This window comes from Bacillus sp. SH7-1 (assembly GCF_008042405.1).
GTDB lineage: Bacteria > Bacillota > Bacilli > Bacillales > Bacillaceae_G > Bacillus_A > Bacillus_A thuringiensis_N.
This window is the reverse complement of the sequence record NZ_QNUD01000055.1, coordinates 23,949-36,621: the sequence shown is the minus strand read 5'-3', so window position 1 is coordinate 36,621 and position 12,673 is coordinate 23,949. Positions and strand designations below refer to the sequence as shown.

Below are 12,673 nucleotides of genomic sequence, written 5' to 3'. Positions count from 1 at the left end.
GATAAAATTGTATATAAATAAAAAAAGGCCCTTTTAGAAGGGCTTTTTTCTTACACAATTTGTGCAAGAATGGCTCATCGCCAAATGTTGTCAAATATGAGAAACGGGGGACATTCATATTGTGTTCTAAAAGCATGCATTTTATACTTAAAATAACAAATTATTTTTGGAGTGAATACAAATGAGCCAATTTTCTTTTACAAAAATGCATGGTCTTGGCAATAGTTATATATATGTAAATATGTTTGAAGAACAAATTCCTGAAGAAGATTTAGCTCTTGTGGCGGAAAAGGTTTCAAATATTAATACTGGTATTGGAGCAGATGGAATGATTTTAATTTGCCCATCTGACGTAGCACCGGTGAAAATGCGCATGTTTAATAATGATGGTTCAGAAGGAAAGAGCTGTGGTAACGGTTTACGCTGCGTAGCGAAATATGCGTATGAGCATAAACTAGTAGAAGATACAGTTTTCACAATTGAAACGTTAGCTGGCATTGTAACGGCGGAAGTAACGGTAGAAGAAGGGAAAGTTACGTTAGCGAAAATCGATATGGGAGCGCCGCGTTTAACACGTGCAGAAATACCGATGCTTGGTGAAGGTGAAACGCCATTTATTCGTGAAAACTTCTTATACAATAATCATCGTTATGCATTTACAGCTGTTTCAATGGGGAATCCACATGCAGTTATTTTTGTTGATGATGTAGAACAAGCACCTCTTACAACACTTGGACCAGTTCTTGAGACACATGAAATGTTCCCAGAACGAGTAAATGTTGAATTCATCGAGATTTTGAATGAAGAAGAGATGAACTTCCGCGTTTGGGAACGTGGATCTGGCGTAACACAGGCTTGCGGAACAGGGGCGTGTGCTGCGGTTGTAGCCTCTATTTTAAATGGAAAGATGGAACGTGGTAAGGAAATTACAGTTCATTTAGCTGGCGGCGATTTAATGATTGCATGGACAGAAGAAGGCAACGTGTTAATGAAAGGACCAGCAGAAGTAATTTGCCGCGGAGTGTATGAGTACAAGATAGAAGCGTAAAGATGTATAATAGAATGAGAACAGAAAGGATGGTGTATTTCATGATTGAAGTTACAGAACAAGCAGCTTTTCAAATTAAAGATATGTTAAAAGATGCTGAAGATGGAGAGAAGTACGTGCGCCTTGCTGTACACGGCGGCGGATGTAGTGGCCTTTCTTACGGCTTAGGATTTGAAGTAGAACCAAAAGAAGACGACACAGTTCTTGAATTTTTCGGTGTTGAATTTGTTATCGATACAGAAAGTGCTCCAATTGTTAAAGGAGTAAAAATTGATTATAAACAATCTATGCTTGGCGGCGGATTCACAATCGACAATCCAAACGCAATCGCATCATGCGGATGTGGATCATCTTTCCGTACAGCATCAAATGCTGGTAAGCCAGAAGAGTGCTAAGGTTTTAGCCGAAATAGAAAAAGACCTTTTTAGCGATGGAATAAAATCGTTAGGGAGGTCTTTTCTTTTGCCATAAAAGTCCAATTGGTAAGGGCTGATTAAAGTTTTACTTTATCTTTGCATAGATGCAAGTATCAGTTAGTTGTTTGCCGTCAGCTGAAAGATCTTCATTACGTAATATCCCTTCAAGCTCAAAACCTAATTTTTTAGGAATCGCACGACTTTTCGTGTTATTACGTTCACATCGTATTTCAATCCTTCTAAATTTGAATAACTGAAACCCAAGGTTTATTAACGTATTTACTACTTCTGTCATATATCCATTGCCACTAAATTGCGTGTTAATCCAGTATCCAATTTCACATTTAGAAACCTTCCAATCAATTCCGTGAAGGCTAGCGGTTCCAATAAAATTATTTGTCTCCTTATGGTAGATAAGATAGCGAAAGCTTTCTCTTTTCAAAAAATCTATATGCGCATTTCTCAGGAGAATTTCCGTTTCTTCAACAGTAGGAATTGACTGGAATAAAGACAACCATTGCTTTAATTCACGAATTGAATCGTTAATAGCTTCATGTACTACATTCCCTTCACCTGCTTGAAGTGGTGCTCGAAGAATGAGTCTATCTGTTTCTATTTGTAACGGAACATCTAATAAAATGGGATTCATATTATTTCTCCTCTCGAAACCTTTAAATTAGGAAAGAATGAAACGTATGTAAAAAACTTTCGCTCAAAAGTTAGAAAACAATATATATATTCACTTCATCATTTAGAAATCCCTTTTCACATATTGGAAATGAAACTACCAGTTGGTACAAAAAATAGGTGCCGAAGCAGCTTTAAGTTCTCTTTTTTCCAGTTATAATTGAAAGGTAGAAAGAGGGGATATATGCTAGAGGATATTTTTGAATTTGTAGTGAAGTACGTTATAGGTCCTATTTTTAGATTTATAAGATACCTCGTGATAGATATTATAATAGAATGCATAATAGAAGGTGTAATAAACGGTATAAGGAAATTACGTGATAAAATCCGTGATAAGTGGCGAAACTGGCGTGAAAGAAGTTATTGGCGGTAATAGATACATAAAAAATTGGCAGTAAAGAGATAGAGGATAAAAAGCCTTAAGGGAGATGATTAATTCATTTCCTCTAAGGCTTTTATAATGAAGTAGCAGCTCATCCGAATTTAGAATCTGTACTCATTCCAATTGGTGATGGGATGACGGTTTCTAAAGTGAAGAAATAATTATTATCTTACAAAAGTGTAATGTTCATGTCATGTTTTTGAATTTCTTCTTTAAGCTCTGGGCTTTAAGATAACAATATAAGAAAAAAACATGAGGTGAAGGAAATGAAAAGATACATTGCACTGTTTAGTATTTTAGTTGTATTTGCAAGTCTGTTAGTTGGTTGTGATTTAAATCGTATGGGTAAAGATGAGTATTACGTTCAAATTACAGTAGACGGAAAAGAGTATAATGGTAAGTCTGATAACGGAGAGCCATACAAAAATTTTGAGTATAAATTAAAAGGGTTTGATAAAGACGGAAAAGAAAAAGAATTAGAATTTAATGCACAAAAAAATCTTCGTAAAGATGCATTCCTACGCGTATACCACTCAGATAAAAAAGGTGTAACAGCTTGGGAAGAAGTAAAGAAAGACGAGCTTCCTGCGAAAGTGAAAGAAAAATTAGGTGCAAAATAAGAAAGAAAAAAGGAATTGACGAACAGGGTCAATTCCTTTTTATATTTTCAAAATCCTCTTCTGAAATGACTGTAAATCCGTGTCTTTTGAATAAAGCAGTTGTTACCCCGTAACCAGTTTGTTTATTCCCGTTAAATTCTCCAGTGTAAATTGTAGAACTACCACAAGATGGACTACGTTCTTTCAAAATAATATATTCTGGGTGTAAATTTTTAATTTGGTCTAGCGCTTTATAAGCACCACTCACGAAAGCTTCTGTAACATCTTCACCGTCTTTTGTCATCACTTTTGCTTTTCCATCCAAAACGTCATCGCCATTCCCGCCAATAATCTCAGCTGAGGGACGAGGTGTTGGCAATCCTCCTAATACTTCCGGACAAATGAGGACTGTATCTTCTTGTTGCAGTAACTCTCCTATTTTTGAAACGAGATTGTCATTGCCGTCATACCGACAAGCGATACCACCTAAACAAGCGCTAATTACGATCATATTTTCATCTCCAGTAAAAAAATATTAATTATCACGCCAAATTCCCTTCCTGCCTCTTATTTATAAATGAGGTGATAAAAATGGGAAGCTTATATAATTTAATGAAACCATATAGTGAATTTCGAAGTAAAGAAGAGTTTAATACATATCAAAAACAAGTTTTGAAGTGCTATCGATTCCAATTAAATAAAACGGATACTACCATCATTCATTTTTTAGGGAAGTATGCGGTGAATGAGAAACAAAAAACAGTGGGAGTTGCTTGTCCGTTAATGGAGACAATTGCTACAAATGTTGGAAAGAGTATTCGTACAGTACGCCGCTCCATTGCAAAGTTAGAGGAACTAGGAATTATAAAGCGTGTTGCAACAAAAGAAAGACATAAGCGCGGTGGGTATAGTGCGAACTTATATGTATTTCTTACTTCTGCAATTGACCGCATGGATGACCGTATGAAAATGTCCGCATGTGAAAATGAGAATCGTGCAGCGGGCTGTAGCGGAAAGGAGCAAAAATGCGAGGGGGAAACAATTCTTTCTAAAAACATTCCACAAATAAAAGAGAAAAGAAAAGGAACGTACGAGCTTGATGAAACGTATTGTCGTCACGATATACCAAAGCCTTTTATATATGCACTGGTGCCAATGACGAGTAATCCGAAGAAGATTAACATATTGTGGAGTAAGGTGGAGCTTGCGTATAAAAAGAGTGGACTACTAGAGCAAGGTGTTTTACTAGAGCAAATATTAGCTGATGAAGAAGTGAACGGAAATTTCATTTGGCGCGTGAAAAGTGTTGTGAGGGCAGATAAATATGGGGAAATTCGTAAAGACATTGGAGCACTTTTATATAGTACGGTGCGGGATTTATTTTTAGAGGTTGGATTAGAGTGGGGAGCTGCATTAAGGAGAAGTAAGGGGATATCGCTGTTTGATCCATTTGAAAAAGAGCCATGTGTATAACACATGACTCTAATTAGCTAATCGAACTTTCTTACAACTGGAACACGAATCGCTACAAATAGTACGAAGACAATAACCGCGATTGCACCGCTTTTCATAACGGTTACGATTGGAATTCCCATTGCAAGTGCGATTGATGTGAATGCATAAGAGAGTGGGATAAAGCCCATTGATGATAGCATAAGCAAACTCATTACGCGCCCCATCATTTCTTCTTTTACTGTCGATTGAATCATCGCCATAAGCGGAACGATAGCCATTGCGATTGTAATACCGTAAAACATGCCGGCTAATAATGCTTGCCATAGTACAGTGCTAAAGTTGATGGATAAGAAGAATACACCAGATAGTAGCATCATGATAATGCAAAATAGACCGCGTCTACGATTAATATTTTTCAAACCGACAATGACAGCGCCTATTGCCATTCCGCCTCCTACAGATGCTTCTAAGTAACTGAACTGGAGCGAGTCACCGTGCAGAACATTTTTAACGAAAAGCGGGAAACCGACTTGCATCGGACCAATTAAAAATAAATTTAAAAAGGCGCTACAAAGAAGGAAAGTTGAAAGGAATGGTGATTCCTTTACGTATAAAATTCCTTCTTTAATAGAAGTGAACATGCCTTTGTCTGTATTTTGCTGTTCTGGCAATGTAAATTGTATTTTTTGAACGAGTATGGCTGCGACGATCAGTAATAAAATTGTGATCGAAAAGATCGTTTCATAGTTCGTAAATTTGATAAGAATGCCGCCAAGTACAGGGCCTAAGATGACCGATGCTTGGTTTGTCATTTGTGTAAGTGAGTTTGCTTGTGTTAAACGGCTTTTTTCTACAAGTTCAGGTAAGATAGATCCGTCAGCTGACCAGAAAAAAGCATCAGCAAGTCCAAAGAATAAAGCGAATAAAGCAAATGTATATAGTGTTACATCACCTACGATGAACCATGTGAGAATGGTTGCGACAAGAATAGCACGAATAATATTAGAGTAAAACATAATATTTTTTTTCGGGAATTTATCAGCTACAGCGCCGCCGACAATCATAAAAATAAGCCTTGGAACACTAAGAGCTACGAAAACAACACCGAGTGAAGCTTCAAGGTTTAATGTTTTTGCTATGTACCACGTTTGTGAGAAAGTAAAAAAGGCTAAAGCAAAACTTGAAAAAAGAGTAGCTGCCCAAAGAAAAAGGAAATTCGTATTTTTTAATAACGGTTTTCCGCGTCCCTCTAAAGCAGATTTATTTTGTTGTAGTTCCTCCATATTGCTTCCTTTCTATGTGACAAATTTAAACTAAAAAACTTGTTAACAATCACTTTATACAGTTTCTAATATTTCTATACTGCACTTTCTCATTGTGCAATAATCATCATTGTGCACAGTAGCTATTTAATGACATTGAAGCAGATACGACAAAAAAGAAGATACCAAATGGTATCTTCTTTTTTGTCGTTCAGGCTAATGCAATATAAATATCCAATTGAACGTTGTTTGGATCTAACGCTCTTTCATCATAAAGCTCAAAGTCTGTTGTAAAAGCACGCTTGTTTTCTTTTGACCATTTCCAAATATATTCCCAAGCTTCGCAAACGACTTCAGCAACTGGTCCTTTTCTCGTTGTAAATACCGCATATGTAGCGGCAGGTATTGTTAAAGTTGTCATATTTTCAGGCACGTCTTCTAATGAAGAAACGGGCATACCGATTGTAAATTGATATGTACCAGTTTCATCTGATTCGTAATTTGAGTAGAAAGCGAATGTTTCTTTCGTTTGTTGATTTGGGATGTGCTGCATGATTTGTTCTTGAAAGTATTGGTTCCAAAGCCCGGGAATTTTTCCTTCAGTAGATGCCTCTATTTCATTTGTCGTCGTAATCGAAACGCCGATTGCTTGGAAAGCTTCTTTTTTTACGATAATAGGTTCTTTCATTTTAAAATATCCCCCTTATTATGTAGAACATTTGTTCTAGTTTATTGTAACATATTTTGGAAGGGGACGGTAGCACAATAAAAAAGAACTCCTTTTACGTAAAAGGAGTTCTTTTCATTTCTATATTAAAACATACTAGAGCTATGCATCGGTTGAAGTTTTGCATTTGGATCGAAGTAAGCTTTTGCATTGTTTACTGCTGTTGGTGCTTCACCGAAGCCGCAAGCAATGAGTTTTACTTTTCCTTCATATGTACAAATGTCACCAGCAGCGTAAATGCCAGGAATATTTGTTTCCATTTTCGAGTTCACGAGAATGCTATTTTTTTGTATATCTAAGCCCCAGTTTTTAATTGGGCCAAGGGAAGAAACGAAGCCGTAGTTTACGATTACATCATCAACATCGATGATAATTTTTTCTTCCGTTTTTACATGCTGAAGAATGACTTGTTCAATTTTGTCATCACCAATGAGTTCTACTGGAACGTACGGTGTGCTTACTTCTGCACGAGAGTTCATTAAGCTTTCTACGCTATGTTCATGCGCACGGAATTTATCACGGCGATGAACGATTGTAACTTTGTCAGCGATCGGCTCTAACATCATTGTCCAATCAACAGCTGAATCGCCGCCGCCAAATACTACGACGCGCTTACCAGCAAATTTATTCATATCATCAACGAAATAATGTAAGTTTTTCTTTTCGTACTTTGCTGTCCCTTCTAATTCTAATCGGCGTGGTTGGAAAGCACCATTGCCAGCAGTAATAATAACTGATTTAGAATAGTGGGTTTGCTTATTCGTAACAAGTTTAAATATACCGTCAGCTTGTTTCTCAAGCGTATCAACAGCTTCTTCTAAACAAACGGTTGGGTCAAATTTCTTCATTTGCTCTTTTAAGTTATCAACTAATTCTTGTGCGCGCACTTTTGGAAATCCAGCTACATCATAAATGTATTTTTCAGGGTAGAGTGCGGATAATTGTCCGCCAAGCTGAGGTAAGCTTTCGATGATTTTTACACTAGCTTGTCTCATACCGCCATAAAATGCTGTGAACAGTCCTGTTGGACCACCACCAATAATTGTTATGTCGTAAACTTTTTGATTTTCTGCCACTTTCATTCCCCCTATAGATGGAATTTTGATATTGATTTCATATATTGTTCATATGTACACGAAAATCCTGCAAATGATGACACTTTCAAATAAATGATAGCATATTTGAGTTCATAATACTTCTGAAAACGACTGAATTGTGTGTAAGTTTTCGCATAGATGCTTTTTAGATTGTATAAAATATGGAGAAAGGAAAATACATGAAAAAAAGGTTGAAAAACCCTTGAAAACGCTATGTTATTTTAAAATATTGATAATTCTCCAGACGCTTGAATTCTGGAATAAAACCGACTAATATAGGGAAGTATTATGTTAAATTTCTATGACAAAATTCGTACGATTTTTTGACTGCGTTTTGTTATGATATAGAATGTGATAAATTCCACATTCTTGACAAATAGAGTTTTTAGTACTTGGTATTATTTTTCATTACTATTATATAAAGAAAAGGGTTGTGATTTGGTGAAGACTCCAAAAATCGTAGTTTTAGGTGCAGGTTATGGCGGGATGATTACGACTGTTCGTCTGCAAAAAGCATTATCTGTAAATGAAGCTGAAATTACGTTAGTAAACAACAACAGCTATCACTACCAAGCGACTTGGTTACATGAGAGCGCAGCTGGTACATTACAAGATGAAAAAATCTGTCTAGATATTCAAGACGTTATCGATACAAATAAAGTGAACTTTGTACAAGATACAGTAGTAGAAATTAAAGCTGCTGAAAAACGCATTATCTTAAAAGACGGCGAGTTAGAGTATGACTACTTAGTAATCGGTCTTGGTTTCGAATCAGAAACATTCGGAATTACAGGATTAAAAGAGCACGCATTCTCAATCGCTAACATTAATGCAACTCGTGAAATTCGTGAGCATATGGAAGCTAGTTTCGCTAAATATGCAACTGAACAACGCGATGAGTTAGTAACAATCGTTGTTGGTGGTGCTGGATTTACTGGTATCGAATACGTAGGTGAGCTTGCAAACCGTGTTCCAGAACTTTGTAAACAGTACAATGTACCACGTGAAAAAGCACGTATTATCTGTGTAGAAGCTGCTCCAACAGCACTTCCAGGTTTCGATCCAGCATTAGTAGAATACGCTGTGAAACAACTTGAGAAAAAAGGCGTAGAATTCCGCATCGGTACAGCAATTAAAGAAGCAACTGAAGAAGGTATTATCGTTGCAAATGGCGATGATACTGAATTAATTAAGTCTGAAACAGTAGTTTGGGCTGCAGGTGTTCGTGGTAACGGTATTGTGGAAGAGTCTGGCTTTGAAGCAATGCGCGGACGTGTAAAAGTTGATGAGTACATGCACGCTCCAGGATACGAAGATGTATTCATGGTTGGTGACGCAGCGTTAATCATTAACGAAGAAATTAACCGTCCATACCCACCAACAGCACAAATTGCAATTCAACAAGGTTACAACATTGCACACAACTTAACTGTGTTAGTTCGTGGTAAAGGCGAAATGAAGAAATTCGCATTCGATAATAAAGGATCTGTATGTTCTTTAGGTCATGACGATGCAATGGGCGTTGTTATGGGCAAAAAGTTAACAGGTTGGAAAGCTTCTTTCATGAAGAAAGTTATCGATAACCGTTACCTATTCTTATTAGGTGGACCTTTATTAGTTCTTAAAAAAGGTAAATTAAAGTTCTTTTAATATATAGTAGAAAAAGCAGAAACGGCTAAGAGCTGTTTCTGCTTTTTTCATTTAAAAAATATAGTATAATATATAAAAAAGAAAGAATATTCTGTCCGTTCTAGTAGAGGAGGGTATTACATCATGGAGAAACGAGGGAAAGTATGGCTAGCTGTTGGTGGCTTAGTAGCTACAAAAGATGGCAGGTGGCTGTTCGTTAAGAAAAAATACAGTGGATTAAAGGGGAAATGGTCTTTGCCGGCTGGTTTTGTAAATGAAGGTGAGACGGTTGATGAAGCTGTGAAGCGTGAAGTGTTAGAAGAGACAGGTATTGTCGCTCATGTAAAGGGAATCATTGGTGTTCGATCGGGCGTGATTCGCAATGAGATTAGTGATAATATGATTATTTTTCTATTGGAGCCTGAAGGAGAAAATATTATTGTGCAGGAGAAAGAATTGTCTGACGTAGCATTTCTACATCCAGATACGATTGCGGACGATCCAAATACGTCTGTACTTATTAAATATTTATTAGAAAGAAAATCAGAATTACATCTTGAAATGGACAAAACATTAAATCCAGGAGAGCAATTTGGTTATACAGCCTATCACGTATTTACTGCGCATGCGAAGGAGAGGGAGAAAGAGTGAGTATACCGGTACTACTTATTTCAATGATGTTATTTTTTATTTTGTTTTTTGGAATTGGATTTTTACTCAACATGATATTGCGAGCGACATGGGTAATGGTTATTGTGTATCCGATTGTTTGTATACTTATTATTAATAAGGCGAGTGTGTGGGATTACTTTTCAAAGCCAAAAGAAACATTTTCTTCATTTGGGACAAGTGTATCGCATTTAGGACAAGCAGATGTGTTTATTCTATCTACTGGATTAGTAGGTGCTGCTTTAGCCGGAATTGTCATTAAGAAACTTCGGAAAAGCGGATATCAAATGTTTTAATCTCCAATTCATTTGGGGATTATTTTTTTGCATATTCCTTCATCGTATAGGGAATGATTAACGATGAAGGAGTGTGGAATATAAAAATGTTAAAACGATATTGTATTCGCATTATGATGACTTGTTTACTTGTATCCGCATTATGCGTAACATGGAATGCTTTCACAGGAGTTTCTTTATTAGAGATTGTAAAGAAATATGAGGGAACGAGTGCAAAAGAAGTACATGCAGCAGAAGTTAAGAGGAATGTTGCTCCGAGTAAAGAAGTGATAAATGCTTTAGAGCAGGCAAACGACTGGTCTAAATATCGTTCAATTGAAATGACTGCAACAGGTTATACGTCGGGAATTGAGTCTACTGGTAAGAGGCCGGGACATCCGGAGTATGGTATTACATATTCAGGTGTTAAGGTGAAAAGGGATTTATATTCCACGATCGCTGCGGACTTACGCGTATTCCCAATTGGAACGATTCTATTCGTACCAGGTTATGGGTATGGTGTAGTGGCTGATAAGGGCGGTGCAATAAAAGGAAACCGTCTTGATCTGTATTATGATACGGTGAAAGATGTTTATAGCCAATGGGGTAAGAAAAAAGTAAATGTGTATGTAGTTAAGGTAGGAAATGGTAAGTTTACAGAAGAAGAGTTGACGATGTTAAATCAAGATGAAACGATGCAAGTGTTTCGCGGCCAATATTTAAAACAAAGATAGTCTAGTGGTAATTACGCTAGACTTTTTATTTTATATTAGAAGAAATGGCAGAAAGATGGATTGTGTAGGATGTAACAGAAGTTAGAATTGTCGCATTTTATCGAAAATAAAGTTATAATAAAGGTAGAGTAGAGAAATTTAGGGGGTCTGAACATGTTTCAAGTACAAAAAGAATTAGCAAGCCATGAAGCGGTGATTGTTGCCTTATTTGAAGAAGAAAAAACGAGTAGTTTTGTACAAGAATTGGACAAAGCGTTTGAAGGACAATTACAAGTTTTATTAGAAGAGAAAGACCTTTCTACAAAGAAGAAAGCTATTTCAAAAGTACATAGTTTAGGGAAAACAAATGTGAAACGTTATTATTTCGTTGGTTTAGGAAAGAAAGAATCTTATACGACGGAAATATTACGTGCGGCTCTTGGTAAGGCGTTTAAAACGTTACAAGCAGCAAAAGTACAAGATGCAGCAATCTTACTTGATTCTTTCGTAACAGAGAAGTTGGATGCGATTGATGTAGCTCATATTGCAGCAGAAGTACAAGGCCTTGGTACATATGAATTACAAACGTATAAATCAGATAAAAAGGAGCGTGTAGAGTTAGAGAAGTTCACGGCTATTACAGCGGAAGATGCACAGGAAATTGAAGCTGCATTAACAGTTGGCTACGTACATGGACGTGCAACAAATTCAGCTCGTACACTTGTAAATATGCCACCAAACGTATTAACAGCGACAAAGCTTGCTGAGTATGCTGTTGAGTTAGCGGAGAAGTATGATATGGATTATAAAGTTCTTGAGAAAGAAGAGATGGAAGAGCTTGGTATGGGTGCATTGCTTGCAGTAAACCAAGGTAGTGTAGAGCCACCAAAAATGATCGCTCTTATTTATAAAGGAAAAGAAGAGTGGACAGATGTTATTGGATTCGTTGGAAAAGGAATCACATACGATACAGGCGGTTATTCTTTAAAACCACGTGAAGGCATGGTCGGTATGAAAGGTGATATGGGCGGTGCAGCTGCTGTATTAGGTGCGATGGAAATTATCGGTGAACTTCGCCCTGAGCAAAATGTGATCGCTGTTATTCCATCAACGGATAACGTTGTAAGTGGTACAGCATTTAAGCCAGACGATGTAATCACATCTATGAGCGGAAAAACAATTGAAGTATTAAATACAGATGCAGAAGGTCGCTTAGCATTAGCTGACGGTATTACGTATGCGAAAAAACTAGGTGCAAACTACCTTGTTGATGTTGCGACATTAACAGGCGGTGTAATTGTTGCACTTGGAAATCATACGACAGGCGCAATGACAAACAATGAAGAGTTATTTGAGCAAGTGCTAGAGGCATCTATGGAAACAGATGAATCAATTTGGCAATTACCAATTTTTGATCGTGATAAAGAACGCGTGAGAAACAGTAAGTTTGCTGATTTAAATAACTCACCAGGCCGCGAAGGACATGCGGTTATGGCAGGTACATTCCTAGGTGAATTCGCTGAAGACACACCTTGGGTACACCTAGACATCGCTGGAACATCTGAATCATCAGGAGCACATGATTTAGGACCAGCTGGAGCAACAGGTGCAATGGTACGTACACTTGCAACACTTGTTGAACGTTTCGGAGAAGAATAAGATAATAAGAGAAGGCTGTTCCTACATTTTGGAACAGCCTTTTTTATTAGTATGA

General features: G+C 37.0%; 15 protein-coding genes and 1 pseudogene. 11 read left to right on the top strand and 5 right to left on the bottom strand.

Going from position 1 to position 12,673, the window contains the following annotated elements:
- Positions 1 to 181: 181 nt before the first annotated feature.
- A complete protein-coding gene (gene dapF / locus DN390_RS29155; RefSeq protein WP_000077386.1) occupies positions 182 to 1,048 on the top strand; it encodes a diaminopimelate epimerase in 867 nt (288 codons plus the stop codon).
- A 41-nt stretch (positions 1,049 to 1,089) separates the two neighbouring features.
- Positions 1,090 to 1,443, top strand: a complete 354-nt coding sequence (locus tag DN390_RS29150; protein WP_000573825.1) for a HesB/IscA family protein — start codon at positions 1,090 to 1,092, stop codon at positions 1,441 to 1,443.
- A gap of 106 nt (positions 1,444 to 1,549) precedes the next feature.
- Here DN390_RS29150 and DN390_RS29145 read toward each other — a convergent pair whose 3' ends face one another.
- Positions 1,550 to 2,113 (bottom strand): GNAT family N-acetyltransferase, encoded by a 564-nt coding sequence (locus DN390_RS29145; protein WP_147809206.1) that lies wholly within the window; start codon positions 2,111 to 2,113, stop codon positions 1,550 to 1,552.
- Between the two features lie 222 nt (positions 2,114 to 2,335).
- Here DN390_RS29145 and DN390_RS31475 point away from each other — a divergent pair, with 222 nt between their 5' ends.
- The 3 genes and pseudogenes from DN390_RS31475 to DN390_RS29130 all read left to right on the top strand — a co-directional run bounded on the left by DN390_RS31475 (position 2,336) and on the right by DN390_RS29130 (position 3,153).
- The gene (locus tag DN390_RS31475) at positions 2,336 to 2,524 is read left to right on the top strand and encodes a hypothetical protein (protein WP_147809205.1); all 189 of its coding nucleotides are present in this window, start codon (positions 2,336 to 2,338) and stop codon (positions 2,522 to 2,524) included.
- 83 nt (positions 2,525 to 2,607) lie between these two features.
- Positions 2,608 to 2,694, top strand: a pseudogene (locus DN390_RS29135) (O-methyltransferase); the annotation flags it as partial.
- Between the two features lie 105 nt (positions 2,695 to 2,799).
- The gene (locus DN390_RS29130) at positions 2,800 to 3,153 is read left to right on the top strand and encodes a YxeA family protein (RefSeq protein WP_147809204.1); all 354 of its coding nucleotides are present in this window, start codon (positions 2,800 to 2,802) and stop codon (positions 3,151 to 3,153) included.
- Positions 3,154 to 3,181: 28 nt separating this feature from the next.
- Here DN390_RS29130 and DN390_RS29125 read toward each other — a convergent pair whose 3' ends face one another.
- A complete protein-coding gene (locus DN390_RS29125; RefSeq protein ID WP_147809203.1) occupies positions 3,182 to 3,643 on the bottom strand; it encodes a 2-thiouracil desulfurase family protein in 462 nt (153 codons plus the stop codon).
- Between the two features lie 80 nt (positions 3,644 to 3,723).
- Here DN390_RS29125 and DN390_RS29120 point away from each other — a divergent pair, with 80 nt between their 5' ends.
- Positions 3,724 to 4,605, top strand: a complete 882-nt coding sequence (locus DN390_RS29120) for a helix-turn-helix domain-containing protein (RefSeq protein ID WP_147809202.1) — start codon at positions 3,724 to 3,726, stop codon at positions 4,603 to 4,605.
- 17 nt (positions 4,606 to 4,622) lie between these two features.
- On the opposite strand, the gene DN390_RS29115 is transcribed toward DN390_RS29120, so the two are convergent.
- The 3 genes from DN390_RS29115 to DN390_RS29105 all read right to left on the bottom strand — a co-directional run bounded on the left by DN390_RS29115 (position 4,623) and on the right by DN390_RS29105 (position 7,652).
- The gene (locus DN390_RS29115) at positions 4,623 to 5,870 is read right to left on the bottom strand and encodes an MFS transporter (protein ID WP_147809201.1); all 1,248 of its coding nucleotides are present in this window, start codon (positions 5,868 to 5,870) and stop codon (positions 4,623 to 4,625) included.
- Positions 5,871 to 6,060: 190 nt separating this feature from the next.
- Positions 6,061 to 6,537: a GyrI-like domain-containing protein gene (locus DN390_RS29110; protein ID WP_147809200.1), complete on the bottom strand. Its 477-nt coding sequence runs from the start codon at positions 6,535 to 6,537 to the stop codon at positions 6,061 to 6,063.
- Positions 6,538 to 6,662: 125 nt separating this feature from the next.
- Positions 6,663 to 7,652: an NAD(P)/FAD-dependent oxidoreductase gene (locus DN390_RS29105; protein ID WP_071724993.1), complete on the bottom strand. Its 990-nt coding sequence runs from the start codon at positions 7,650 to 7,652 to the stop codon at positions 6,663 to 6,665.
- 462 nt (positions 7,653 to 8,114) lie between these two features.
- On the opposite strand from DN390_RS29105, the gene DN390_RS29100 reads away from it, so the two are divergent.
- The 5 genes from DN390_RS29100 (at position 8,115) to pepA (ending at position 12,618) form a co-directional block, all read left to right on the top strand.
- The gene (locus DN390_RS29100) at positions 8,115 to 9,323 is read left to right on the top strand and encodes an NAD(P)/FAD-dependent oxidoreductase (protein ID WP_141439227.1); all 1,209 of its coding nucleotides are present in this window, start codon (positions 8,115 to 8,117) and stop codon (positions 9,321 to 9,323) included.
- Positions 9,324 to 9,446: 123 nt separating this feature from the next.
- Entirely contained in the window at positions 9,447 to 9,953 is a 507-nt protein-coding gene (locus DN390_RS29095; RefSeq protein WP_097950984.1) for an NUDIX hydrolase, read from the top strand.
- Positions 9,950 to 10,267, top strand: a complete 318-nt coding sequence (locus tag DN390_RS29090; RefSeq protein WP_000027007.1) for a YuiB family protein — start codon at positions 9,950 to 9,952, stop codon at positions 10,265 to 10,267. The genes DN390_RS29095 and DN390_RS29090 overlap by 4 nt, the downstream gene beginning before the upstream one ends.
- Positions 10,268 to 10,353: 86 nt before the next feature.
- On the top strand, positions 10,354 to 10,980 hold the full coding sequence (locus DN390_RS29085) for a 3D domain-containing protein (protein ID WP_141439228.1): 627 nt from the start codon (positions 10,354 to 10,356) through the stop codon (positions 10,978 to 10,980).
- Positions 10,981 to 11,133: 153 nt separating this feature from the next.
- Positions 11,134 to 12,618: a cytosol aminopeptidase gene (pepA, locus tag DN390_RS29080; RefSeq protein WP_147809199.1), complete on the top strand. Its 1,485-nt coding sequence runs from the start codon at positions 11,134 to 11,136 to the stop codon at positions 12,616 to 12,618.
- Positions 12,619 to 12,673: the final 55 nt, after the last annotated feature.